25 protein-coding genes are annotated in these 26,303 nt (G+C 41.5%); 15 read left to right on the top strand and 10 right to left on the bottom strand.

Annotation, left to right across the window (positions count from 1 at the left end; all coding sequences use genetic code 11):
* Nucleotides 1-217 precede the first annotated feature (217 nt).
* A complete protein-coding gene (locus DBR40_RS24775) occupies nucleotides 218-2,488 on the bottom strand; it encodes a GH92 family glycosyl hydrolase (RefSeq protein WP_124562417.1) in 2,271 nt (756 codons plus the stop codon).
* Between the two features lie 264 nt (nucleotides 2,489-2,752).
* On the opposite strand from DBR40_RS24775, the gene DBR40_RS24770 reads away from it, so the two are divergent.
* The 3 genes from DBR40_RS24770 to DBR40_RS24760 all read left to right on the top strand — a co-directional run bounded on the left by DBR40_RS24770 (nucleotide 2,753) and on the right by DBR40_RS24760 (nucleotide 6,262).
* Entirely contained in the window at nucleotides 2,753-3,625 is an 873-nt protein-coding gene (locus DBR40_RS24770; protein WP_124562416.1) for a DUF808 domain-containing protein, read from the top strand.
* Between the two features lie 478 nt (nucleotides 3,626-4,103).
* Nucleotides 4,104-4,502 (top strand): hypothetical protein, encoded by a 399-nt coding sequence (locus tag DBR40_RS24765; RefSeq protein WP_124562415.1) that lies wholly within the window; start codon nucleotides 4,104-4,106, stop codon nucleotides 4,500-4,502.
* 161 nt (nucleotides 4,503-4,663) lie between these two features.
* On the top strand, nucleotides 4,664-6,262 hold the full coding sequence (locus tag DBR40_RS24760; RefSeq protein WP_317125543.1) for a GxGYxYP domain-containing protein: 1,599 nt from the start codon (nucleotides 4,664-4,666) through the stop codon (nucleotides 6,260-6,262).
* 59 nt (nucleotides 6,263-6,321) lie between these two features.
* Here the strand turns inward: DBR40_RS24760 and DBR40_RS24755 are convergent, their stop codons facing one another.
* On the bottom strand, nucleotides 6,322-7,035 hold the full coding sequence (locus DBR40_RS24755) for a hypothetical protein (protein WP_124562414.1): 714 nt from the start codon (nucleotides 7,033-7,035) through the stop codon (nucleotides 6,322-6,324).
* A 30-nt stretch (nucleotides 7,036-7,065) separates the two neighbouring features.
* A complete protein-coding gene (locus DBR40_RS24750) occupies nucleotides 7,066-7,476 on the bottom strand; it encodes a hypothetical protein (RefSeq protein WP_124562413.1) in 411 nt (136 codons plus the stop codon).
* A 102-nt stretch (nucleotides 7,477-7,578) separates the two neighbouring features.
* Here DBR40_RS24750 and DBR40_RS24745 point away from each other — a divergent pair, with 102 nt between their 5' ends.
* The 12 genes from DBR40_RS24745 (at nucleotide 7,579) to DBR40_RS24690 (ending at nucleotide 19,875) form a co-directional block, all read left to right on the top strand.
* Nucleotides 7,579-8,190: a UPF0758 domain-containing protein gene (locus tag DBR40_RS24745; protein WP_124562412.1), complete on the top strand. Its 612-nt coding sequence runs from the start codon at nucleotides 7,579-7,581 to the stop codon at nucleotides 8,188-8,190.
* A 281-nt stretch (nucleotides 8,191-8,471) separates the two neighbouring features.
* On the top strand, nucleotides 8,472-8,852 hold the full coding sequence (locus DBR40_RS24740; protein WP_124562411.1) for a single-stranded DNA-binding protein: 381 nt from the start codon (nucleotides 8,472-8,474) through the stop codon (nucleotides 8,850-8,852).
* 91 nt (nucleotides 8,853-8,943) lie between these two features.
* Nucleotides 8,944-9,303, top strand: coding sequence for a hypothetical protein (locus DBR40_RS24735; protein WP_124562410.1), 360 nt, complete (start codon nucleotides 8,944-8,946; stop codon nucleotides 9,301-9,303).
* Nucleotides 9,304-9,357: 54 nt separating this feature from the next.
* Nucleotides 9,358-9,579 (top strand): hypothetical protein, encoded by a 222-nt coding sequence (locus DBR40_RS24730; protein WP_124562409.1) that lies wholly within the window; start codon nucleotides 9,358-9,360, stop codon nucleotides 9,577-9,579.
* Nucleotides 9,579-10,094 carry a PRTRC system protein E gene (locus DBR40_RS24725; protein WP_124562408.1) on the top strand — a complete coding sequence of 172 codons (516 nt, stop codon included), beginning with the start codon at nucleotides 9,579-9,581 and terminating at the stop codon, nucleotides 10,092-10,094. The genes DBR40_RS24730 and DBR40_RS24725 overlap by 1 nt, the downstream gene beginning before the upstream one ends.
* 10 nt (nucleotides 10,095-10,104) lie before the next feature.
* A complete protein-coding gene (locus DBR40_RS24720) occupies nucleotides 10,105-10,326 on the top strand; it encodes a PRTRC system protein C (protein WP_233603983.1) in 222 nt (73 codons plus the stop codon).
* 265 nt (nucleotides 10,327-10,591) lie between these two features.
* On the top strand, nucleotides 10,592-11,506 hold the full coding sequence (locus DBR40_RS24715) for a hypothetical protein (protein ID WP_124562407.1): 915 nt from the start codon (nucleotides 10,592-10,594) through the stop codon (nucleotides 11,504-11,506).
* Entirely contained in the window at nucleotides 11,478-12,188 is a 711-nt protein-coding gene (locus DBR40_RS24710) for a PRTRC system protein B (RefSeq protein WP_124562406.1), read from the top strand. Before DBR40_RS24715 ends, DBR40_RS24710 begins: the two co-directional genes overlap by 29 nt.
* Nucleotides 12,185-12,979 (top strand): PRTRC system ThiF family protein, encoded by a 795-nt coding sequence (locus DBR40_RS24705; RefSeq protein WP_124562405.1) that lies wholly within the window; start codon nucleotides 12,185-12,187, stop codon nucleotides 12,977-12,979. The genes DBR40_RS24710 and DBR40_RS24705 overlap by 4 nt, the downstream gene beginning before the upstream one ends.
* Nucleotides 12,980-13,178: 199 nt before the next feature.
* Complete coding sequence (locus tag DBR40_RS24700; protein ID WP_124562404.1) at nucleotides 13,179-13,787, top strand: class I SAM-dependent methyltransferase; 609 nt, start codon at nucleotides 13,179-13,181, stop codon at nucleotides 13,785-13,787.
* Between the two features lie 224 nt (nucleotides 13,788-14,011).
* Nucleotides 14,012-14,692 (top strand): hypothetical protein, encoded by a 681-nt coding sequence (locus DBR40_RS24695; protein WP_124562403.1) that lies wholly within the window; start codon nucleotides 14,012-14,014, stop codon nucleotides 14,690-14,692.
* Between the two features lie 158 nt (nucleotides 14,693-14,850).
* Nucleotides 14,851-19,875, top strand: a complete 5,025-nt coding sequence (locus DBR40_RS24690) for an ATP-binding protein (RefSeq protein WP_124562402.1) — start codon at nucleotides 14,851-14,853, stop codon at nucleotides 19,873-19,875.
* Nucleotides 19,876-19,895: 20 nt separating this feature from the next.
* On the opposite strand, the gene DBR40_RS24685 is transcribed toward DBR40_RS24690, so the two are convergent.
* From DBR40_RS24685 to DBR40_RS24660, 7 genes are all read right to left on the bottom strand, one after another.
* Nucleotides 19,896-20,609, bottom strand: a complete 714-nt coding sequence (locus tag DBR40_RS24685; RefSeq protein ID WP_124562401.1) for a hypothetical protein — start codon at nucleotides 20,607-20,609, stop codon at nucleotides 19,896-19,898.
* A gap of 200 nt (nucleotides 20,610-20,809) precedes the next feature.
* Complete coding sequence (locus tag DBR40_RS26790; RefSeq protein ID WP_158674133.1) at nucleotides 20,810-21,001, bottom strand: hypothetical protein; 192 nt, start codon at nucleotides 20,999-21,001, stop codon at nucleotides 20,810-20,812.
* Nucleotides 21,002-21,537: 536 nt separating this feature from the next.
* Nucleotides 21,538-23,340, bottom strand: a complete 1,803-nt coding sequence (locus tag DBR40_RS24680) for an O-antigen ligase family protein (RefSeq protein WP_124562400.1) — start codon at nucleotides 23,338-23,340, stop codon at nucleotides 21,538-21,540.
* Nucleotides 23,341-23,346: 6 nt separating this feature from the next.
* Nucleotides 23,347-23,727 carry a DUF1573 domain-containing protein gene (locus tag DBR40_RS24675; RefSeq protein ID WP_124562399.1) on the bottom strand — a complete coding sequence of 127 codons (381 nt, stop codon included), beginning with the start codon at nucleotides 23,725-23,727 and terminating at the stop codon, nucleotides 23,347-23,349.
* Nucleotides 23,717-24,544, bottom strand: a complete 828-nt coding sequence (locus DBR40_RS24670; protein ID WP_158674132.1) for a TlpA disulfide reductase family protein — start codon at nucleotides 24,542-24,544, stop codon at nucleotides 23,717-23,719. Before DBR40_RS24670 ends, DBR40_RS24675 begins: the two co-directional genes overlap by 11 nt.
* A gap of 83 nt (nucleotides 24,545-24,627) precedes the next feature.
* Nucleotides 24,628-25,272 carry a bacteriocin fulvocin C-related protein gene (locus tag DBR40_RS24665; protein WP_124562397.1) on the bottom strand — a complete coding sequence of 215 codons (645 nt, stop codon included), beginning with the start codon at nucleotides 25,270-25,272 and terminating at the stop codon, nucleotides 24,628-24,630.
* 545 nt (nucleotides 25,273-25,817) lie between these two features.
* The gene (locus DBR40_RS24660; protein ID WP_124562396.1) at nucleotides 25,818-26,297 is read right to left on the bottom strand and encodes a hypothetical protein; all 480 of its coding nucleotides are present in this window, start codon (nucleotides 26,295-26,297) and stop codon (nucleotides 25,818-25,820) included.
* Nucleotides 26,298-26,303 lie beyond the last annotated feature (6 nt).

Below are 26,303 nucleotides of genomic sequence, written 5' to 3'. Positions count from 1 at the left end.
CTTTTAGCGAAATCCCCAACCCCTCGATTTGGAATCGATTTTTTTTGTTTAAAATTTATTTAAGTATCTTATTTACAGGTGTTTGTGTTAATTTTTTTTCTTGTCTGGTTATTTGCTTTTTTTTCAATTAATCTCTTTCATGTATGGTAGACTTGCATCACAACCTGAAACTTTTATGAAGTTAGCAGGTGAGGGAACTGCTCACCTGCCCACCTGGTTACTTCGCAGACATTTTAAAGGATGGCGGAAGCGAGCTTTCCTCTGATGCCCATAATTTATTTGGACGTTTACCCATGATCAGTTCCAGTTTTCCACCTTTCATTAAATCCTCATGGGAAAACCATGATTTGTTCCAGACCTGTCCATTTAACTTGGCCGATTGTATGTATTTGTTTTCCGGCGCATAGTTTAGACATGCTACTTCGAATTTCTTACCATTCCCAATATCCAGTTTTACATTAGCAAATGTTGGGCTACCGATAACATACATTGGTAGGCCTGGGGTTATTGGATAAAAACCCATTTGAGAAAATACGACAAAAGAGGTTAATCCCCCTCCATCCTCATCACCCGGAATGCCCATTAAATCGTTACGGAACCATTGGGTAAGTAAACTGCGTACGCGTTTTTGGGTGCGCCAAGGTTGACCGGCATAGTTGTATAGGTAAGGGATATGCATGGCAGGCTCATTGCCCATTGAAAATTGACCAACATTGCCGGTATGGTCTGGCAATTGGGAATAAAAATCAAACCTGCTTTTTCCAAGCGGGGTGTTGTACATTTTCTCCAGCTCATCAACAAAAGCCTGTTTTCCGCCTATCATCTCTACCAAATCACCCAAATTATGCAAGACATCCCAGCGGTAGAGCCAGCCATTGTTTTCATCATATGTTTCCCTTGCACCCAGTCCGCCTGAAAACCGGTAATCCAGCGGCTGGATAAATTTGCCGTCAATATCTTTTGGATGAAAGAATTTGGTGTCCGGATTGAAGACAGTATGATAGCTTTTACTCTTCTCTAAAAAATCTTTAGCCTCATCTGTTTTGCCTAGTTGCTGCGCAATGTTCCCTAAGCACCACTCATCGTAAACGGTGCCCAAAGTAACCGCAATAGGTTGGCGCTTTTCAAAACCATGAACCTCCGGCGCAGTTTCTTTTTCACCTGGAGGCAATGCTGGAAAATACCCTTTGTCTTTAAAAAACTGGTCTAGTACGCCAGCTTTTTTTGCCGACCAAGGTGACAGCGTTTTTTCGGTAATGCCTGCCTTACAGTATTGATAGGCCTCCTCAAGGTTAAAGCTTCGAAGGCCCTTGTTATAAGCATCAATTATGGTTGCCACGCCATGGTTGCTATTCATTCTGCGGCTATCGCCGGTAACTTCCGGAAAAGTTGGCATCCAGTGGTCGTCCATTTGCTGGGCCATTCGCAAATACGAGTTAATCATATTGCCTTCCATTTTCGGCTCAATGATTACCCGCAGTGGGTGGGTTGCCCTGTAAGTATCCCATATCCAGTCATCGGTAAAGAAGGGTGTTCCGTTATCATTGTGAACTTTTCCATCGAAGGCGCTAAAATATTGACCATCTTCAGATAAACTGATCATGCGTTCGTATGTGCGGTAAAGTGAGGTGTAAAAGATGGTTTTAGCTGTTTCATCTGTTCCCTCTACAGCAATTTTTCCAAGGGTTTGGTTCCATATATTTTTGCCATTTTGGGCGACTTTACTTAGCTCATAATCTTTTATTTCCCTATTAAGGTTTCGTTTTGCCTGCTCTACACTAATAAACGATATGCCATAATGGGCTTTGATTTGCTTGGTATTATCTGGGTATTTTAATATCAGGTAAGCATTCTGACCAGAAGTGGATTGTTCCTTTGGGTCGATTTGACCATCCTTTTGCTTGCCGGCAGAAGTGGGGAATAAATCTGTTTGGAAATAAATATAAACTTTGGTGTTGTTGCTCAATTTCTGAAAGCCACTGACTACATTTTCTTTGACCGACAGTTCCCCGTTCCTGGTATTTAGAATTAGGTAAGCTGGTGCTGATTTAGAAAAATTAATGGCGTAAATTCCCGATTGGTGCGAGGGAGCAAACTGGACATTAATGCCATAGTCATCCAGATCTACCTCATAATAGTAAGGCTTGATAATTTCATTATCGTAGGCATAAGCCAACACCGGCTTAATGTTTTTCAAATCGCCCTGAAATGGACTCAAGTTAAATGCTGAACTTCCCCTGTGGCTGGTGATGACCAGTGGTAAGCCGTGGATCGTATTTGATGTAAAATTATCCCGCTCGGGATAAACCCTTAGCAGACTATTCGGCAAATGCACGGTGGGATAGGTTGGAACAAGCAGGTGACTGATGTTGCCAATATAGGGGTTGACATAATCGACAGGTAGTTTTTTCACTTGAGCAGCGGCCGGGTTCGTAAAAAATGTTAGTGATAAAAAGCTGCTTAATAATGGGTAAAAGTATTTTTTCATGTTTTTTTCCATAAAACCAACAAGCTTAACATTTGGATCCCATGTTTTCACTTGCAGGACATTTGATTTGGAGAGCAAGTTAGTAAAACGATTTATTAAATTTATCAAGAATCCAATCCTTTTTGATGGTTTCGCATGCTTATGCAGATTTTGCCCATTCCTTTTCTTAAGCAAAACCCAGTTTGATTATACGGGAATCTTTTCATGTTTTTTCTTTCAGAATAAGATTGATTTGGTATTTTGCAGGCCCAATTAGATAAGGATATGGCTTCAGGTTTTTTTGCAATTTTAGACGATATAGGTGCTTTAATGGATGACGTTGCGGTGAGCGCAAAAGTCGCTGCAAAAAAAACAGCAGGCATATTGGGCGATGACCTTGCCGTTAATGCGGAAAAATCCACCGGTTTCCTATCTTCCAGGGAACTTCCTGTACTTTGGGCAATAACCAAAGGGTCATTAATCAATAAGCTGATTATTGTTCCAATAGCGCTATTACTAAATGTGTTTTTTCCAGTGGCCATCAAAGTAATTTTGGTGCTGGGAGGAATATACCTGGCTTACGAAGGTGTCGAAAAGATTGTAGAGTACCTTTTTCATCGCGCTGTGGATACACATGGGGAAGCTGCTGAGGTTTTAGAAGAAGACGAAAATGCAGAGAAGACAAAAGTGAGGTCTGCCATCACCACAGATTTTATTCTTTCCATTGAGATTGTAATTATCGCCCTTGGCAGCGTGCTGGAAGAAAGCCTTACCTTACAAATCGTAACCGTTTCGATTATCGCGCTTTTAGCTACAATAGGGGTTTATGGGATTGTTGCCATTATTGTTAGGATGGATGATGCAGGTTATCGGTTGATCAAACGTTCAAATGGAAAAGGAGCACTTTCATTCTTTGGAAAACTGCTGGTTTCTTCGCTTCCTATAGTGATAAAAGTTTTAAGTGTAGTGGGCACCATTGCCTTAATCCTTGTTTCAGGAGGGATTTTCGTACACAATATTGAGTTCATGCATCACCTTTTACCAGGCGTTCCTTCAATAATAAAGGAATTTGGTGCTGGTTTAATTACGGGACTTTTAGCGGTGGCGCTTGCAATGGCAACTAAAAAAATCGTGAAGCTTTTTAAACGCAAAGCTTAATTTTTTGAAAAACCGATCAGTCTTTGAGAGGATGCCCATAGTTGTATTCCTGATTTCCCGCCGGTAGTCATTATTTCTTTTCTGCCCCGTTCTGTGTTTAATTTACGATAATGGCATCATTAAATACACCTACTTTTAAGCACTGTCTTAAAAAATTAATTGCTTCTTAAAAGGCTTCGAAGCAATAAGTAAATTGCCAAGCCGTAGAATCCTTTACGGCTTAATTTTTTTACAGCGCTTTTTTCCGAAAAACTCATGGATATCCTTTTGGTACTGTGTAGTCTATCTTACAGGATATCCTTCCGATCTGTATTTACTTAAAGTATCCAAAGCTTTATTCAAGTAGTAAGCATCAGCTTAACCTCTATTCTATTCTGCTTTTCAACCGAAATCAATTTTTGCCTTCTTTAATTCTTATTGATAATTATCAAAACCATTAATTTTTTGTAGTATTTATAATGCATTTAGTTTTATTTAGATGAAAAATGCAGTTTCGATATTTTGCCTTTGCTTATTATCCTTCTTTGGGCTCAAAACCAGGGCGCAAGGTACTTATGCGGGCTGCTTGGTTGTTGGGGAACAGCGCGTGTATACATTTGATGGTGGCGGGAGTGTATATGATCCTGATTATTCTGTTGATCTTTCACCGAATTATTGTTCCTGGAGCCCAACTTCTGGAACTGTATGTAATATTTGTGATGGTCCGCTAAATGGGGGAGGGAACTGCCCTGGGCATCATTACCAAGCGCAAGGAGTTGAAGGATTCTTTACAATGCTTGCTTGCCCAATAGATGATTGCCTTCTTCCTTTGGTTTTGGCACTGGCTGGATTAGGCGCTTTTTCTGTGTTTAAGGCGAGCCTTTTGGCGGTCAACTAGCTTACCTGAGGTTTATTTCGCGGGAGGGCGGCCGGGTTCGATGCGACAACGGCATTAGCCAATACACATTTTCCCCTTTATTGCATTTTCAAAACCGTATTCCATTTCCGGCAATCTTCAAGGCAGGGGAAACTCATGAACTTTAACGCTATATTTAAGGGATGATAATACTGCCGAAGACATTTAGGATTATAGCAATGTGCGTTCTGCTATCCAATTTATTTGCTAAACCATGCTCGGGTCAGCTTAAATGGCCAAAGGAGCAGCTACTTCCATCTTTCCCAGCACCTGCCCAGGTGCAGGATTTAATCATTCTCCGCCAAAAAACTGTATATGCTTCAGCTGAAATGTATTTGTTTGCCTCCCTAAAGGGGCTAGTGAACCAGAACAAACCACGCATTTTCTCCTATGAGGGGGATAATTTCGCTGAAGGACCATACACCTGGTTGGCATCTCTTGGGCTTAACTGGTCCGAACCTATAGACAAATGGGACTTGATCGCCAAATACAGGAATGAAATTTCCGGTCTGATTGTTTTTGATCCTGCACAAACGCATACAATTAATCTGGCTACGGTACTAGCAAAAGGCAAAGGTGCCTTGATTGCCTCGCCATTGTTATTATCCAGATTAACCGCTGCACCTTATAATTTGCCCATCTTGCTAGATCTGCGGGGAAAATTCAGTGATAAGCTGGAAGTCTATCAGTCACTTTATGATACCTATTGGCCTCATCTTGATCACCGTCTGTTAATAGGGCTAAATCCCAATGCACATAAAGCTGCGCTTCGTGAATATGCGGTGGCGCTAGGTACTGCCGTAATATGGCTGGATCCGAAGATAGCTGGCGAAAGTGAACTGTTGGACAAGTTCCTGTCATCAATGTCACAGGGCTCCAGGTTTATGGGATGGTGGCCACAGGAGGGGCCAGGGGTGGAACGTGCTTCAAAGTATGGGATTGCCACTATTGCAAGTGACTGGTGTTCCAACCTGACCTTACATAGTGGTACATCCAGAACGGTGAATATAAAACCCATCCCCCAAAAGCCGCTGCTCAGCAACAAAATCTATGTTGCTTTTATATTAAGTGATGGCGATAATTTGCAGTATACCGAACACTTGATGCGTAAACTCTGGAATAATCCTGATCGGGGTGCAGTTCCAATGGGATGGACGGTATCACCTGCGATGCTCGATGCCATGCCCGGTGCACTTAATTACTATTGGCAGACCTCTACCGATAACGATAACTTGATATCAGGACCCTCCGGTTATGGCTATACTTACCCCAATGCATGGCCGGATGAAAAAATGCTGAAAAAATTCATTTCTAAAACCGAGGAATATAATAACCGTGCAGGTTTACGGGTAATCACGATCTGGAACACCATCGTCGGTGGTATTAAGCCCGATGTGGGAAAACTCTATGCCCGTCATGCCAAATCGTTGCTTGGCGTAACAGCTCAGAATACTGGAGGGGGACTTACGATTTACAATAACAGTTTACCGGGGATGGCATTGAGTTGTAACTACTGTACAAGCGAACAGGCGATGAAAGACCATATTGCCAGGGCTTCAGCAGGTTGGGACAAGACTTCGCCACGTTTCATCGTCATACAGGCGCAGCCCTGGACAAATATATCGCCAACAAGTTTTAAAAACGTAGCCAGTTCACTTGGTGAAGATTATATAACCGTTCGCCCTGACCACCTTTTCCAGCTTATACGTGAGGAGAAAGGCTTGTTGATCGAACCAAACTAGCGATATAGCGACAAGTACCTTGGTTATCCATGCTGCTTAAGGAAAAGGTATCTTTCTGGTTAAAAAGCTTTGATTAATTTAAGTATCCTATCAACATCATTCTCGAGTGCAGTATCATTCCTATAATAGGTAACAATGAACCTACCTCCATTTTCTAAAAAACGATAACCGTTGTCAATATACCATTGGATCTTTTTCTCTGCATAAAGCTCGTAGTCGGGATCTTCAATCATGCCAAAATGCTCCCAGTGATAAACAGTTTTACTCTGATGAACCAATATGGTAAAGTCGGGTATCTTATTATATCCTTTGATGTCAAACGGCCTCTCATAATAAAATTTTAATCCATCTTCTTCCAATAGCCTGTTATATATGTACTGTTCCTGGTGGGATCTTACCGCCCCGCCATCGTTCGTGGCTATATTCCTTGCGGATTTAAAATATTTAGCAGAAGGTCTTACCGATTCTGAATGTAGTTCAGTCGGTGCTTTAGCCTCCTTTCGGTAAAACCTCCACTGATAAAACTTGGGATTGGACACATCCACATTACAGTTGCCGATGATCTGGCGAAGTATACCCTGCTGATGCATTGTTTTTAGGAAATGGCCGAAAAGTGCTGCCGTAGGAAATTCTTTTCTGATTGCTTCTTTCCGGCGGGCAAAATCATAAACATCTGTTGATCGGGCAACAGTAATCTGAGTGGTCGTGTTGAAAAAATCGTCAATCTCTCCCGATATAATTTTCAATAAACTTATTGCTTTTGGTAAGTTCATAAACAAGTGGTTATACTTGGACCAAATAAATTAAAGATCTATTTGCCGCTCATTTTTGACCAATAGTATTTTCCCATTTTCAACCTCCAGCCAACCATATTCGTAGCAGAAACGGTAGATATTCATTTCCTTGCTGAACAGACTGGTACAATATCCGAAATGGAAGCCGGCCTCGATCAGGTCTGTTTTGCTGATAATGAGTTTGGCTTCCTCCTTTATTTTTTCCTTTAATATCTGTCTGTTGTGCCGGAGGATGCGGTGGACTTTTTCCACGAATGCAGGTTCCTGCCAGCTGCTTATCCGTTGTACCTGTCTTTTGTTTGCATTTCTGCAGGCATCGCTACAGAAGCGTTTGTCCGAGCGGCCTTCAAAGGAAAGTCCGCATACCTCGCATTGGCGGTATCCGGTGTCTGGTAAGTTCTGCTGTGTCTGTTCTGTCATGAATTATCCGGTTTTTACCCGGTAAACATGCTTGTTACGGCTAGAAACCGGGTATTGGTTTGATCCATTCCCAACTTTGTCCTGCACTAAAAACATAAAGTTATGAAAAATAGGATGATAGCAACCGAATCATTTCGTTCAGGAAAGGACATTTATTTTTTTGATTACCTGGTAGCCGTGAACGGAAGGCATTACCTGCGTATAGCCAGGATGGAGAACTGCTCCGACGGTCCGATAAAGCGGAGTAAGGTGGTGATTTTCGAGGACGTGATACAGCCGATGATTGCAGCCTTTGCGTACCTGCTACATTCGGGTGCATTCGCGGAAAACCAGGACCAGACGCCAAAGGATATCCGTGAAAAGGCACAGGAAATCAAGGCGCTCCGGGAAAGCATGGATCCTGATATGCCACTTCGCGAGCGGCTTGGTCTTTATGGGGCAGGAACACTTACCGAACATGAACTGGTTTCGCTGCTGCTAGGCCTTGGAACTACATCGGATGAGGCAACTCACATGGCGGATGAACTTTTGGGTCACCTTGGTGGTAATACCGCAAAACTGATCGGCATGACCCAGGCAGACCTTTGCAGGATACCGGGAATTGGGATGGCGAAATGTTCAGTGATCCTAGCAGCAATGGAGCTGGGCCGGCGTTCCTTTCTTGCTGCACCCATTACCGGTAGCCCTGTGGATTTCCGGTATTCCCAGAACTGAAGATCTCTCTTTACCTGCGCTTTTTTTTAAGAGCGTGATTTGTCACCCGGAGAAAAAAATAAAATAAAATGATGCAAATATTGTGACCTCCGCCCAGCTGCGCACGCATAATGGTTCCGCTGCGCGTTCCCACCCTCCGGGACTTATAGTGCTGCGCTGGGCTTATAAGGTCACGGCCGGGATCCGGCATCTTTTATTCCATTTTTTCCTCAGGGAAACAAATTTTTTTGGGATGGGATAAAGGATGAATTAATCAAATTTTTAACTAAAAAACTTTAATCATGGAGATTACAGGAAGATTGACCGCAGATGCCGTAACAAGGATGGTGAGCGGGGACAGAAAAGTAACCGGTTTCAGACTGGTAGTAAATGACAGCTATATGAGCGGTGGGGAGAAAAAAGAAGTGGCAACATTCGTAGAATGTTCCTACTGGCTCGGGACAGGTATTGCGCCTTATCTAAAGAAAGGTGGTGTCGTGCAGGTTTGCGGCCGTATCGGTGTCAATGCATGGATTTCAAATGATGGTGAGGCTAAAGGGAGCATTACCATGCATGTATCGGACATCAAAATGTTTTCTGCTTCTGCCGGTGCACCTGCTAGTAATTCGCGGCCTTTGATGATTGAGGATAAAGCGGATGAAAACGGGGATTTACCATTTTAAATTGTAGGAGGACATAGGGATGGAAAATCTGGAAAGGGAAATCAGGGAATTTAGGGAAGCTTTCTGTCCCTATGGATGCCTTGATATTAAAATGGCTGTTGAGGCCGCACTGGCCTCGGGGCACGATGGAAACTGGGCATTCGAGCAGATCGAAGCTTTTTCAAAGGAATGCTGCACCAAGATTGCAGACATCGACCCCTGTTATGTCGTATTGTATTCCATTATGCAGGAGGCAAGGAATGAAATTGATAAGCTTACAGGCTTTGATATTTTGAATGATGCAGGATTTGAACTCTACGGTAACTACATGTGTTCGTGCTATGACTGGATAAGTGAAGATATCGAACGCTTAAAGGATGCATTAAAAGAATACGAAATCAGCCCTGATGATCTCTCGGATGCCACCGTTTACTGGTTGGGTATGGTAGAGGTCGATTTAAGGGAACTTTAAAAGATTGTTAAACCTAAGGGAGCGGTTTCGATGCTCCCTTTTAAAAAAAATATCATGGGTATTATATCAGAAAAAACAGAGCGTAAAGCGCTGCTTGAAATGGCTAAGACACTGCGTTTTTTTGAACGTTTGGAATTGTTGCAGATTTCAGCAGGGGACATCGTGCGCATTGCACATGCCGAGCACATCATCAGGGATGTTATTGGAAACAACGGATATGGGGTCAGGTTCAGCAGAAAAAGGGGAACAGGTATAACTAAATTAAATATAAGGTAATGACTGGCTTTTTTAGTGGCATCAAAAGCCTGCCTAGGGCAGGTGGGTGGAAGATTAATATTGCTTTTGACGGTGAAGAAAAAATGGTAGTATCTGTACTATTGGAAACAGATGGTAAAGGCAAGGCTTTGCCGCCTATGCTTTTAAAGGGAACAGCAGCTGAACTGGATAGCGCATTTTTCGAGGTCATTGCCACGCCTGTGGCCAATACCGTAGACCTGTTCCGAAACCAACAGGAATACGGAAAAGAAATTGAAAAAGCGAGGGAAGAGATCAAAAAGAAAGCTGAAAGTAAGACCGCTACAACTTCTAATACAAAAGTGGACGATGGCGCGGAGCCTAAAAGGAAATTTGAGGAGGTGATGAAAAAGGTTTCCGATCTAAATGCGGTCTGTAAATATGCCGAGGCTTTGGAGGTGCTGCCGCCAAATTCCGAGTTCCCCGAGAAAAAAGAAGAACTCGAAAAGATGCGCAGGGAACTGGAATGGAAAAGAAATCAGTTGACACTATTATAAAAAAGGAGGGATGATGTTACAGCACGATATATTACCAAGGGCATTTTATTTTAAGCTAAGCGGAGAGGAAGTCCGTTTGGCCGATCCGAACCCCGAATGGACGGTGGAACAAGTGATGGGCTTTTATTCGGGAACCTATCCCATCCTCACCAACGCTAAACAGGAGGGGCCCGAAATCAAAGGGGATGAACTCCGTTATGAGTTTTTGACCACATTGGGAACAAAGGGATGAAAAAGCAGAGGCAGGTGCGGAAAATCCGCACCGCAAAAATCAATCAATATTCGCAGGTATGGCACTTACATCAACGCATCGGACACTTTGCGCAAGGTCTTGGCAGACGAAAAGACATCGCAGAAATCAGGGCGGACAGACAGGGAATTGCCCCGATCTCGCTATTGGAACTCCTTTTTTAGCTAAGCGGTATCTACCGCTTTTTAAAAGCACGTGTTCTAAAAAATTAGCTTACAAGGAAACTGAAAAAGCATTTTACTATGGAATGGAGAACCTTTGCGCTTTATATGGTTTTGAGAAAAGCAGGATTAAGGATATTCCTTTTCCCCTTAATATTATTGGTAACTATAACGCCTTAAAAAAGCAATTGGAAAGCAGGGAAGCAGGATTGGAGCTGATATTTGTGGAAGAAGATGGGCAGAGGCGCTTAGCCACAGCAAAAACTTTTGATACAGGCATGACACTGTTTTACTTTCCTGTTGCTCCGCTTTATGACCTGCTGAAAATCGGCAGACAAAAGGCGTTTGCGAACCTGCTACTTTCCGTAATGGCCTACCTGCATCAGGTTACGGGCATTCCGCATTTTAGGGAAGACTATATCTATTTGGGGAGCATTTATGAAATGACGGAGGAATGGGTGACAGAGGGGGAGTATTGCGAGGATAAGCAGGAACAACAGTTTATGGTCGACCATTTTGAAATGATGTATGAAAGGGGGGATTATACACTAGGGAGGATGGCTGCAAAAATAGAGGCCGACAGTTTAGAAAGTAGGGCAAAACGTTTCAAAGCTAAAAGCGAAACTGATACCGAACTTTTGGACTGTGCCGAAAAATTGGTTGCACTGCATCGGGATTATCCCGATAAATCGGTGATGGAAAACATGCGGCGTCCTACAGAGACCGATTATGATGATGGGTATATCAGGGCAGAGCAGTATCTCTGCTTTTACTGGAGCGGTGTGGACTGTGTACAGGATCAGCTGTTTGATACGGTAAATGCTGAACTCAATGAATACGGGGCAATTGAAGAACCTGTGAGTATTCAGTATTTCGACACAGTACAGGAAAAGCCATTACACAACATGGATTATGAATGCAGGCTTTTTGAAATCCTGCATGGTTTGAGTGATGTATTATATGATTTAGAACATGGAAAATTTAATGGACAAAATCAGTGATTTATATGTGCCTTTTAAAGCCTTAATGGTTTACAGAGCAGAAAGCGATAACAGCTATTATGTAGAAAGCCATGATCTTGATAATAAGGGCATGGCGATAAATGCGCATCCACTTTCATTAAAGGAGAGCCAGTCACTGGCTTTAGCTTTGGATGCTGCGCAGGCGAAAGGGGAAAGTTTTTTGCACCATCAGGGGCTTTTGCCATCCTGCATCCTGCATTTGAAAACGGGTAAGGATGGCAGGGCGGTATGGCATACACCAATGATAAAAAAGGAATTACATTTTATTAAAGGGCTTCATATTCCCGACGGTGCAGCCTATGTTCCCCCTATGTTATGGAAAGCGGAAAGAAAACAGCTTTCGGTATGGGCATTGGCAGATAATAAAAGACCAAAGGAAAGCACAAAACTTTATCATGCCCCTTTTTTCAATGTATATGAAAACGCTTCGGTGTGTTTCGGCAATGTGAAGATCGAAATCCCAGCCGATTCTAGCTTAACATCCTTTATCAAAACATGGGAGCATTATTTTTTTGGCAGCACATTTAGCCACCTCATCGGTGGGGGTGCTTTCAAGGGGGATTTGGCCAAGCTTTGGAAAGAGCAGACCGCTACGAGGCAGAAATTCCCTGTAGGGGCGATGAACAGGACAGCACAAACTTTAATGGAAGTATTAAAATGAAAACAAAAGAAAACGTACACATTGTGCCTGGCTATTTTATGAACCCGACTAATCCGGTTTCGGTCAATCTGATCGGCATCGGTGGTACGGGAAGCGTGCTGCTTACCGCATTGGCAAGGATTAATTATGCACTTGTGGAACTTGGTCACGCAGGGTTAATGGTGAGGGCATTTGATCCCGACAGCGTTGAAGAACCGAATTTGGGCAGACAGCTTTTTTCACATCACGAAATAGGAATGAACAAGGCAGTGGCGCTGATAAACAGGGTGAATCGTTTTTTTGGAACTGCGTGGAAAGCCTTTGACTGTGTGTATGCCGATCGTATCGACGAAGATAAATCTGATTTAATGGCCAATATTACTATTTCCTGCGTAGATACGGTACGTGCAAGGTTAGGGATTGCTGATCTGCTCGGCAGAATAGCAACAAAAGGGCATCACAGGGATAGTCCGATGTACTGGATGGACTTTGGGAATGTCAGGGACTTGGGGCAGGTGCTGCTCTCCACCATCGGCAAGATCAAGCAGCCCGATTCCAAAAAGTTCTGCACTGTTGGCTCACTTCCGACCATAGTGGAAGAATATGGAAACGTGTTGGAAGCCTCGCAGGAAGATGATCTGCCGAGCTGCTCTTTGGCGCAGGCTTTGGGGAGGCAGGATCTGTTTATCAATTCAAGTCTGGCCGATCTCGGTGCTTCGCTCTTGTGGTCGATGTTCCGCACAGGGATGCTCTTGTACAGGGGATTCTTTTTGAATCTGGCAGATTTTAAGACGACGGCAATTAAGATATAGAATAAGGAAAAATCGATATAGCAAGGTAGTCAGTATAAGATCATCTTGCTGTAATTTGCTCGGTGGCCGTCCTTTGGACGGCCCGGAGGCCTCGCGTCCTGCGTACGCTCGGCCGTTATCGATAAAACGAAACCACAGAAAAAACACGAAATCGTGTTATGAGATATTTTGAAGAAGGAAATATCATTATTTTTGCGCTATGAAAGAGCATCTGCGCGATCAGTTTGGCAATATCGACATTTATTTATTTGATCAGCTTTTAAAAGGGACCTATGACGGTTGCAAGCAAATTCTGGATGCCGGATGTGGGCAGGGCAGGAATGTGGCCTACTTTCTCCACAGGGGATATCAGGTGTATGCTATTGACTCTTTGGTAGGAAACATTGCAAAGGTGAAAGAATTGGCGGCACCGTTTTACGGTATTTCCCCTGAAGACAATTTCAGGATTGCATTGGTGGAAGACCTTCCCTTTGAAGATCAAAAATTTGATCTGGTGATCAGCAGCGCGGTTCTCCATTTTGCCAACAACGTGCAGCATTTCGAGGAAATGTTAAACTCCATGTGGCGCGTGATACGGCCCGGTGGTTATCTTTTCTGCCGCCTGGCCTCGGATATCGGTATTGAAAACCTGGTTCGCTCGATCGGCAATGGCAGATATATCCTGCCCGATGATTCAGAACGTTTTTTGGTCAATCAGGAAATGCTGCTGAGGTTTACCGCTAAGCTCGGAGCCACATTGCATGAGCCGATCAAAACAACAAATGTGCAGAATCTGCGGTCAATGACCACATGGTGCCTGAGAAAGTAAAACATTCAAATGAAAACGGGGGAACAGTTTTCACCATCCCTCCGTATCTAATTAACGCTCTCAGGAACAAATATAATAAAATGGACATGTTTTCCTTTATCGGCCGGTAATTCAATGGCCTTTGGAAAACATATTAGTGAAAGCGTGTTCGGAAAGTTTTACACATCCATTGCCTTGAATATGATTAGCCGTAAATTCGGCTAAATACAAAACGACTCTTAACAATGGAATGGTTCAAGACGATTAGCCCTTTTATTACCCTGATCATCGGTTTTTTCCTTTCTTCCCTTACCGGATTCTTTCAGGGGAGAAAACAGGATCGCAGAAAGCTCAAAAAACTATTATATCACCTGTTGGAACTCCGCTATCAGCTCCAAGAGGAAACCCGTATTACACAAGGGATGCTTGGGATCAGGCCTCAGCTCATCGAAGTACTTGAAAAAGAGACAGGCGAAAAAATCCAGATCGGCGAGGAAGAATTTTCATCCATCGTAATCCCCATGTTCAAGGATGAAAGGATAGAGGAGCGTTTGGAACAGTTAAGCCAGCGCGTCGATACCGTACTGCATGAGCTTGCTGAAGTGGAACCGCTGTTGGCCTATGAGCTGACAGGAAAGTATAGCGTAAAGGATAGACTTTCCCATTTGGGCAATCTCGGAGCTTCGGATGAATTGCCGTTTGATATCGGTAAATGGATGAACCCCCTATTGAAAGATGATCTTGGCAAAGAACTGGACAGGACTATTTTGCTTATTTCAAAGAAGGTGTCCAGAAAAACATGGAAACTGACCAGGGAACAGCTCGAAACAGTTTATCAGCCAGATGATGAAAAACTCAAGGAACTCATTGCCAAAATGGTCAGGAAAATGCAGCAGGTTTTAGTGGGGCCAGAAACCGAGGGGTAAGTCAGGATAGCGCCATGGGTTTGTTTTGCTGTTGCCTTCGGCCCGGGCTATACGCTGCGATCTGCATGGCAGGATCTACGCTGCTATCCCTAACAGGGACTTAACAAGGATTATAACAATTATTACCGTAAAAACCTTTACAATAAATTACATCAGGGATGTCCAAAAATAGCAATATATACTCTCAGGGCGGCGGAGGAGTAAGTTTTGAAACGGAGGTGCAGACAGCTTTTCTCTTCAGTTTTCTGTTGGGACTGCATCTTCCAGGTGGAGCAGGTATTATATCTGGTTTTAGGCAACAATCTTCCTCGCTCGGTTATTATACGGACGACCTGTATCTGGAAACCCGAAACGGAGATGGACTTTCAAGGACGCTTTGCCAGGTGAAACACAACCTGACCATATCTGCAAATGGGGAGGAATTCAAGGAGGTGATCTTAAATGCCTGGAAAGATTACAGCAACAGCGAAAACTTTGACAGCAGTCGCGATCGTATATTTATTATTAAGAGCGATCTGACACTGGATGAGAAGAACCACCTCAACGTTATGCTGGATTGGGCCAGACGCAAAAGTTCGCCTAAAGATTTTTTTCAAGAGGCGGACAGGATCAAGGCAAAGAAACGGTACCTGGATATGCTCAGGTCAGTTGTAGCTGACAGTTACAGCGATGTGACAGATGAAAATTTATTTAGCTTTCTAAAAATTCTCTACTTCCTTGAAATGGATTTTGGCAGCACTGTAAGTCTGCAAAAAGCGGCTATACTTTCCCTGATCACCCGTTACAATACTAATAGTGTGTATTCGGCGCAGCAAATCTGGGCAGTTGGATATGAACTGGTCAGTACCGGGAACTATAACGGGCAGCAGATCAGTAGCAATATGATTCCAGTTGAGCTTAAAGGTTATTTCGGAATCGCTCCAACTGCCGGGCAGATCAGTGAAATAGAGCGGCTTAGCAGACAGAACAACGAAATCATCACAGACGTGGCAGATACTATTGGTGGTTATTTTTATCCAAGGACGGCACTCTTCGAGATTTTTTCCAGCCAGATAGAGCAGGGACAGGGGCTGCTGGTCTACGGGAGCCCTGGAGCTGGCAAGTCTGCACTGGTCAAACAAATGCTGCTTAATGGACAGTTAAGGGACAATGGTCTTATATTGAGCTTTAAAGCAGATGAGCTCGCCGAGGGCAATCTTAGGGATTATTTTGCAGATAAAGGAATTCACCTTACACTGGAAGAAATTTTTGGGTACTTTGCACTAAGTGAACGAAATATCATATACATAGATGCAATGGAAAAGCTGCTGGAAGGAACAGGCACGGCTTTTTTACAGTTGTTGTCAGCTTTCAGGAAGCTTCCCCATACTAAATTTATCATATCAGTTAGAAGCGCGGACCTTGCGCTGCTGGAAATAAAATATCCCGGCATAGGGGAATTTGCGCGTCTGGAAGTAGCTGTCTTTGAGGATGATGAATTGGAGCTGGTTACAGCACATCTCCCAACGCTCAAAGTTGCGATAGCAAACCCCAAACTGCGTAAACTCCTTCGTATACCAAAATACCTCGACTTTGCTTTCAGGGCAATTAGTTCGGCATCAATAGGGGAAAATACCGATGAGACGGCATTTCGTCAGATACTCTGGGACTGTGTGGTAGAAAACAAGCTCAATGGTTCTTCAATGGGTTTACCCCAAAAAAGGAGAGAGGCTTTTATAGACCTTGCTGTTTCAAGGGCGAGATCAATGCGGCCGTATGTACACTCCGATGCCGATCCAGAGATCCTTGATATCCTGGTTAAGGAACAGGTGATCGTCGAGAACAAAAAAAGTGGAAATTTTGCACCTGCCCATGACATCCTCGAGGATTGGGCGCTTATCCGGTATGTTGATGGAATATTTGATATCCATGGATCTTCACAGGATTTCTTTGAGGGCCTGGGAACTGCACCTGCCATTAGACGTGCGTACCGGTTATGGGTGAATTTTATTCTTCAGCGAGAGCAGCACAACAGGATAAATCTTGTTATCGGTATGGTTGTCGGGCATATCGATCAAAACATGAGCTATTGGCGTGATGAAAGCATAATCGGGATACTGCAGTCGGATTATTGTGCCACCTTTTTTGCGCGATATCAGACTGAACTTAGGAAAGATTCCTTTTCCCTGCTCTGGAGGATAATCCATATCCTGCGCATGGCATGCCGGGAAAGCCGGGGTGGAATCGACCAGCGAAATTATGTTCCAATCGGCCCTGGATGGGCTTCGGTCATCGCATTTATAAAGCAGAATTTTGCCGCTCTGCCGCCGCAAAAGGCTTCCCTTATATTTACCCTTGTGCAGCAGTGGTCGAAATTGATTGCATACCAGCAGACGCTTCCAACACCGACGAGGGATGCGGGCCTGATTGTTATTGCACTGTTAAAGGGATATTATAAACCAAACGATTCCAATCAAGATGCTGTCGATCTTATCGTTAAGGTACTCTGTTCGCTGATAGGGGGAATAAAGACAGAGATAATAAGCCTTTTGGAAGAGCAGGATAGCGAATGGGATGAGGAAGATTGGGATGCGGACACGATAAGGGGAAGGTTGATCGGACACGCACTTTCAGGGAAATATTCTGAGGAATTCTCAAAGTACCTTCCTGATCTTGTTATCAGTTTTGCCGAAAAAAGATGGTTTCGCAGGAGCTGCCAGGTTGGATATCAAGAGGATTCGCCGATGAGGTTATCGCTTAGGTTACAGGGACATAGAGAAAATGATATTGACGCTGATTTTGGGTTGATAAAACAGTACAAAAAACCATACTTCCCTCCCAGCAGTCTTCAGACACCGTTTCGCTGGCTGCTTAAATACCATCAGGAGCAGGCAATAACCTTTATGATCAGGCTGCTGAACTGGAGCGCAGAGAACTATTTCTATTCTGATTTTTCCAGGGATGATAATTGCGGATATATCGAACTGATTGGCGCTGATGGGTCAAAACTAAGACAATTGGCCAGTCAGCCACTTTGGGACCTTTTTAGGGGCGGGGAAAAAGCATCTCCGTATCTTTTGCAGAGTGTGCTGATGGCGCTTGAGGCCCATATGCTTGAGATCTGCTCGAATGGCATGGTACATCGTGAACAGATTGACCATATTGTTCAGCGGCTACTGCAGGAGAGCATAAGCGTTTCTACTACTGCTGTGGTGGCCAGCATTTATATGGCCTATCCCGGGTTTGCAGGTGAGCACTTACCCACGCTTTATTCCCATCGCCGCTTGATGAAACTTGATTCTGCGCGTTACCTTGGGGATATGACCAAGTTCGAGCTAGGTTCGGACGATGCAGAATTGGATAGGGAAAGGCATTTATCTAATAGTCTTCCTCATAGAAAGCGTTACAATCCTGGACTCCGAGGTTTCATAAACGACTATTGCTTCAACTATGGTCATGTCAATGACAAAATATTTGAAATGATTGACATGCACCGTGCAGCTGCGGATGCATCAGATTTCATTTGGCTGAAAACGCTGGACGAAATTGATAACAGAACATGGAGGATCACAGAAAAGGTTGAGGAGGGGGATTCATTTAGGCTACAGATTGCCCCAACTTATAAGAAAGAAATTGCCACCTATGTGGGTGAGATCAAAAAAGCAGCTGAGGTGCGGGACCTTGACTCGGAGTACAGATGGTGGATGATACAGGTGCAAAAAGGTGAGGTTTTGGCAGAAGTAGAGAAATGGCGGGAGGTGTTGGGATATTACCGGGGCATAACTGAATTTTCACCAATGTTTCATAATCCCGGCATGCTAGCCCATTTGGGTATAAGGGATCTCTGGGACCAGCTTTCACAGCCAGAAAGGGAATGGGTGCAAGAAACGGTATCACGGATATTTGAGGCTAAGCTCAAACGATTCTTCACACCCTATGACTGGGAAACCAAAATATCGGTTCATGATACTGATGCGGTAATGGAAGCTTATATTTTACTGGCGGTAAAAAAGGAAATCCCAAAACATGAGGACTATCAACTGAATGTTATTGTATTTTTGACCTCACCGTTTCAACAAAATGATCCTGATGCCGATAAATTGATGAAGGCATTTTCGAGGAAAGTTTGGAAGGGTGCTCAGGGGTTTGGAGAAAAGGCAGTGAGGTGCCTATTGCATTATGCGCGGTTCCGTATGGAAAATTCTTATTTCAGGGAAGATCAAAATGGACAGGAAGCGCTAGATAAGTATTGGGAAAGCTATAATGAGATGATTTCTGCTGCCTTGCAAGAAAATGGCGGAATCACAGCAGGAATATTGGATATTGGATCGGATAGGTTCGATATTCTAATTAGGTTGATCCAGATATTGCCCCGAGACACGTGCGAACAGTGGATTTTTGACCTTTTGAAACAGATATACGATTTGGTTGTTTCAGAACTTGTTAAATCACAAAAAAACAAATACCGGGACAGACAGGATATTCATGCTATAAGTTACGCGCTTGCCGCTAAAATTTCACAAACGGTATTCTGGAGCGAAGGAAACAATGGCCAGGTGTTTTTTACCGGGATATTGGAAACAGGGTCATCGTCTATGCTTGCGGCATTCACCGAAGATCGGAAGGGATTTTATAAGCTATATAGCTTTTACAAGGATATCTTAGTTAAAATTATTCTTCTTGCTGACAATAACCTGCCAGCAGATAATCAGGAGGTAGTTTTGGATACTTCCCGGCGTTTTTTTGTAGCCTGGACGAGTCTAAGGGACTTTATATTGACCAATAATTTCCCTCTATTTGGAAAGTTTCTTTTTTTGGATATTGCATGGCAGCAGACAGCAACAGATTGGCCGCCATTGGAAGGAAAGGAAAGTTTTTTTCTCGACCTGATGGAGCCGATCGGTGACCTTCATACGCAATCACTGATCAATCTGGCTGCATTTATAGGTGATCAGCGGATGTTGATAGATATTCTGAAATGGCTTATCCCGAAGGTTATGTCCCCTGAATATACCGAACTTTTGACTGCCCTGGAAAATCTTGACAGGCTTGTTCTGAGGGCATATGAAAATCACCTCAGTGAAATCATGGATGACAGGGTATTACAGTCGGGATTTATTTCCCTGTTGGATGCATTGGTTGAAAATGGTTCGTCAGATGCATATTGGATTAGGGAATTTATGATATCATTTGCGGGGCCTTGATTAAATAATAAGTTAGTTTCCTAAGGGGCGCATATGCTGCAGAATGTAGTTTTGTTTTGGTACTGTTGTTTGGCATGCTGATCGTAAAGTAGATCAGTTGGATGGTAATGGCCGACTATACAATCCGCATCCAATGAAGGCTCTATGATAATGGTATAGTTTGAGAAGATTTGAAAACGCCGCTGTTCCATAGTTCCATTTGAGCACCGGATCTGCTCATAGAGATTGAGAAGCTCACCGTCAGTGATCTTTCCAAGGGGAATTTTGAGGTGGAACACTGTCGGAATGCCGATATTTCGAAGATAGCTTTTGAGTGAAGGTGAAACGTTTTGGGCAAGGGAAAGCATCGTTTCACTTCCATAAATTATGTAGTGGCTGGCTTGATCTATGAAATCTTCTTCATCGAGGATCACATAAACGAACCTGTTGGTTTTTCCCTGATAGATTTTTAAAACATCTGAAATATCGTACGGGAAATGGTAACCGACTTCGGTGAGAAGCCCCTGAAATGCCTGCATGGTTTTGGGGAAGTCCGAAGGAAGGAAGCCGTTTTGATAATATTGGGCCACATCTTTAGGACAACACCCGTGATAGCATATGATGAAATCATATCTGGCACGGAACCAGCAGACAAACTCATGTTTTTTAACATTCTTTTTGATGAAATGAAGTTCTTTCCAACTAAGCGAGTATTTGGAAAACGTTTTATTGTGAGGAAGTTTTAAATCGGACATTGAAAGAAAGTTAATTTTGATGTACCACAAGTCTGGTGCCTTGTCCAAAGATCTCAAGGCACCAGAAAGGTATATGTTTTATGTGGGGTATCGATTAAAATATTTGAAATTTATTTCATTGTTTTTTCTTTAAGAATGTCAAGTCTTTGTGTTTAAAATTTTAGCTATATGGCATATTATGATTGTAGACAAAGTTCTTTTTAAATAAAACCTTTCATTTTTAGATCCTCCACAATTGGCTTTAAGAGCTGCAAAAACACACAAAAGTGTTCAAGGCATTCAGTGGTGGGGGTACTTAAAGGGATGATTTTTAAATCATCCCTTTTTTTGTCTACAATCATCATACCTAAATCACTCATTTTAAGGTAGTTGATTGATAGTAAGTTCATCATGGTAGGTGTTCGATAGATGCCATTTTCATAGTACAGGTTCGAGTCGAACACCAGATCTATAAATTCCCGCTTTTCCAGTGTATTAAATTTGTGATAGACAGATTTGATATCCGTAAATACATCTAATTGTTTGTTTAGTATTTCGTAGGCCTCCCTATGATTGGTATTTAGTCTTGCTATGGCGATCTCCAGATTGTCTATGTTGCTTTTGTATTTGCTGTGCCATCTTTGGTAGGTCTCCTGATCAATTTCATTTTTTATCCATTTCTCCTCGACTGTATTGTACCGTCCTGAATTTACTTGTCGTTTTGTCCGATACTGAAAATAGTTTACATTTCATTTTTGCTAATTCTGATATTACTTTAAAATCAGAGCCAAAACGCCATCTGTCAATCATTTTTTTTCAGAATAAAATCTGGTAATAGCCTTCTTTTTAAAATGCTCAAAGTCAAATCTTTCTTGTGCCATAAGATATTATGTTAAATATAATTTTTATGACACAGTTCGCGGTACATCTTCTCAGTTGAGCAGATAGATCAGCGGCGATTGTTCAAACTATTCTGTAAGATTACTATTTCTTCTTTCATTTGTCTAACCTCTTCAGAATCTATCTTAGGCTTAAATGAAGTAATAAGAGAAACGTATCGCCTGAATTGTGTGTAATCTTTTTGTTTATAATAGGTTTTTGCCAAAAGTACCTTTGGTTCTAAAAGATTTGGGAGTGAACGACTAATGAGTAAATAGTATCTTCTAGCCTCGTCAAATCTGCCAAGTTGCTCATAACAACCTCCTAAAGAAAAATAGAAGCCTTTGTAAGGCGAAAACTCGGTCGCGTGCCGTAGGTGGGGTATTGCTTTTGTATATTGTTTTTCTCTAATATAATATGTCGCTAAGTCGTTCAGATAATTAGGGTCTGTGCTCAGGACGCTATATAGGTTTAATAAACTTTGAAATGCAAAATGATTATTGGGACCTGAGCTTAATGAATCCCATTTGTGGTAAGCTTTCAATCGGGTAAGACCAGTAAATAGGACCACTATTCCTATGATCATACTGATTACTGGCATCATAGGTTTTAAGCTAAATGTTTTAAAACCAATGCTGCTGTATTCATCACTATTAAATGAAACAAAAATCGCTAGAAATGACCAAAAAAGAATTGCAAGGGGCATCATCGAGAGAGGATATGAACTTAATCCCGATATCAAAACAACAAAAATAGTTGCTAAAACGGAATGATTAAACATAGCATAAAGTCCGACCTGTTGATTAAGCCGCTTAAAAACCTGAATTCCCAAAAAAACTATAATTAGAACAAATATTGACAGGCCAAATATCCCCGTCTCACAAAATATTTGCAATATATCATTGAAACAATATCTTATATCTCCGGCAATATTTCCATATTTCTGGATGTTTAGCTCACTTTGATTAAAAAAAACAGCCTGGTAATAAATATGTTTGGAAGGGTACTTTCCAAGCCCGACGCCATACTGCCAATTCTTTTCGAGCATTAAATATGCTACTTTCCACGTAAATAGACGCCCGGTTGCTGATGTTTCTTTAATACAGTAAAGGCCGTAACCCAGGCACGGGCACAGAAATATCAAAAATAAGGATGTGATAGCTTTTGCCTTAAAAGAAACACATATCTTATTTATCTTTATATAATACAGAGTGGCTATTATCAATCCACATAATGCCCCAACCCATGCAGATCTGGACATGCAGAAAATCAAAACACTCAATACTAAACAAATCAATACGATATAAAGATATTTTGAAAAGTTTTTGAAGCTATTTGATAAGCTTATTATCAAAAAAAAAACAAATGACATTGCCATTAGGATCGCAAATGGAGCGGGATTAAAAAACAGACCTGTTATCTCAAAGGAAGAATGTTTAGAGTCAATTAAAGAAAAGAATTGTGCCCCTGCAATCATCAGACTACATAAACACAACCCTAGAAAGATAGTGATAACACTTTTAATCAACATATACTTATTTAGATCCTGGCATAAAATCCTAACACTAACATATACAACACCTAAACAGAACTGATTGAGGATTTTTTGAGTGTTGCCTTGTGCTGATGAAAAAGCAAATAATGACAGGAAAATTAGAAATCCTAAGACAGGTAAATCTATTAAAGCAAAACCAAAATTAGCTGATTTGAGGCGACACATCTTCAAACCAGCTAAAATCAAACAGATTGCTGAACCAATCTCTAAGGCCAATTCATTAGCAGAAAAGAGGCTTCTAGGGAAAAAATCTACGGCTATTAAAGAATTGCAAAATAGAACTGTAATGGCAATTCTAAAAAACCAGAGATTAATCATAGTTTATTAATAAACTGAACCGATTATTTTTAGTACGTATAAACGTTCTTCAGTGTTAGCCTGTAAAACAATTTCCTTTAGTACTTTTCCAGTATCATAGGCAGGAACCGGTTTGTAAACGAATTTTACCAGGGCACTCTTCCCAGGGGGGATTGCTTTTTTTTCAAATCCTATAATCGTACAGCTACAGGAAGGTGCAATATTTTCGATAATCAAATCGTCATTTCCGCTATTCCTAATAAGAAATTCCCCTGCAACCGAATCTTGTTTCCCAATACTTTTGAAATCATAAACAAGATGATTCACATTCAAAATTGGTTTTCGAATCGGTTTACAGCTGTAATAGATTAGAGATAAAAGCGCAAAATAAATAAATTTATTTTTCATTTAGTAGCGTATTTAGGGTCTTGACTGTTTGTTTGTAATAGTAGTTTTCTCCAGCTTTATTAAAGCCCAAATGAATTGTTCTGATCTTTCCTGATTTGTCTATCATTAGTTCCAGGGGGTAACCTTTTGTACCTAAGGTTTTATGCAGAAGAGCAACCAATTTCACATCTGCCATTAGCGATACATTAAATGCACTTCCGTATCTTAAACTCGCTTTCTTAAAAGTATCGAAGTCGTCAATTTCTCCATCTATAATTCCAATGGTTTTAAAATCGGATCTATTTTTAAATTCCTCTTTTACCCTTTTTATCATAGGGATCTTATCTAAACACGGAGAGCAGGAGCTGTACCAAAGTTCTACATAGAGAACTTTTCCTTTGTATTGAAAAAGAGAAACGGAGTCGTGAGAAGAAGTAAGGTAAAGCATTTTTTCTGTTTCAGTAATAAAATTACTTTGATCTGAAACCTTCAAGTTGCCCTTGGTGTAATAATACTGAGGATATATATATATGTTTTTTGCAACAAAAAAAACAGCACACACTAAGCCAGATATTAGCGCAGTTTTCATACTCCGTCCCCTGAGGGCAATGATTATCTGCGCTGGTAAACTAGCAAAAAGCACACAAAAAGGTATAACGATCGGATATAAGCCATCGTAATTTACTATGGCTCCGAATATTGACATTGCTAACCAGGGAATTAAGATCAGACAAATTAATGTTACTTCCTTTTTTTCTATAGTAGCGAAAATAGTATAGGCAATAATCAATATAAAATCACAAAGATATAAATCCAAAAGCCCTGATCTTACAAGCATAAATGAGCATGCACAGAGTAGCACTGATATTAATACCTTAATTGCTAATATTATATTAGTTCTATGAAAGTACCTCATTCCAACTATAGTAAAATCAACATTTTGCTGCACCACCCATCACAGCTATATGCGAGCAAAAAGCCACAGCCATTAATGCTACTACAAGCTGCTTCCACGCAGTCACCTTCGGTATTTGAGTTACACCAGTCACTTGTTCTAGAACATTTACAATCTTTTTTCGTTCCTGTTTCCGAACCTCCATCGTCTCCTTCAGAGTCACCATTTAGGCTATTTGCTGTGAGAGTTGAACTTTTCTGATTGATAGATACCAGCTTAACTAAATTATCCCTGATATATTGGGCACCTAAAACCCGCGACGCAGTTTTTATCCAAGCATTGCCGTAGTCAACCATAAATCTGTCACGGGACTTTCCGTCAACATTGTAAAAATCAGAAGGGATTTTAGATGAAAGCTCCCTAATAAGCATAGATTGTTCGTTACTAAGGTTTGCATCTTCTGACAGAAAAGCCAATTGATCAGTAATGGCTATAAGTTTTTCCTGATTATCTAGAAGTGTCGAAAAAGCTATTTTTCGAGCGTTTGGAGTAGTTAAACTTTGGACTTTGTTGATTAGTTTAAAGTCAACGTCTTCTTGAGAAATTCGTTTCTCTTTTTTACAGGATAATAAAAATAGCGCTACAATAGCGCCGAGCATTAGTTTTTTCATTTTTTTTGTTTTGGATTAATGACAAACTTATCAAATTGGAACGATCTGTCTATAGCGGCCGCTGATGTATTCAGAATTTCGAATGTTTGGCTTTGAATTCTCCTTTTTTCTATCTGTATTTTGCCTAATTTCAACTCTGCTGCATATACCAATAAATTTGGCCCCCTTTTTTCTAGCATAAGAATGCGTTCCCTTTACCTTAGGTATGCTTATGTAAAAAGAATAAAATCTTTCCAGTATAATTGTTCTATTGATGGAAATCATAAGTAGTTTTTTTATTTAAATTACTCCAATATCCATTATTCCAAAATAACCCCTTGGGTATTAAAGGAAGTTACCCTGCTATTCACGAAATTGTGGTTCCCTTGGGGGTACATACAAAACAGGTGATGATAATCCCGGGCGGTGATGGCCTTAGCCAGATGTTCAAAAGTTCTGGTTATCTTGTTTAATAGCAATTTGGGCCTTTATTTTATAGAAGGAAAGTAAGTATTATAACGATTAAAGCTAATTTAGATTGCATTGAGGTTGTTGCCCCAGTTTAGTTATTTGATCGTTAACTTGCTGTCTTGATTTCCAAAACGGGCTTCAGACAGAAAACTATACCTTCTGATAAGCACTTTCGTATCCGCGATCAGTTGATCAAGATTATCTTGCCGTTCTTTAGTCAATTTATCCCCATCTAATAGTTTAAAGCAATCCGAAAAGGCCTTAGACATGGATTTTTTAATACGGGAAACTCCCTTTTGATCACTTTTGTTAAATATGGTCAGGAGTATACTATTATACTCTATCTGAATGTTGTTTTTTGCAGCTTCACGTTCCGATTTGGTTACAGTAGAAAATTTGCCAGGGTAAGTCTTCACATGATCAAGGAGGGAATCCAAATAGCTTGCTTTATCTGATAAAAGATTTATTGTTTCTACCCTTTTTTGGAGGCCTTTTGTCTCCGCAATTTGTGCATTGGCTGTCATTGAACTCACAGCCGTTAAACTGATAATAAGGAATTTACTTAGGTTTTTCATATTAGT

Origin of the sequence: Pedobacter sp. KBW01 (genome assembly GCF_003852395.1) — a bacterium.
GTDB lineage: Bacteria > Bacteroidota > Bacteroidia > Sphingobacteriales > Sphingobacteriaceae > Pedobacter.
The sequence above is the reverse complement of the archived record's forward strand: the minus strand, read 5'-3'. Positions and strand labels throughout refer to the sequence as shown.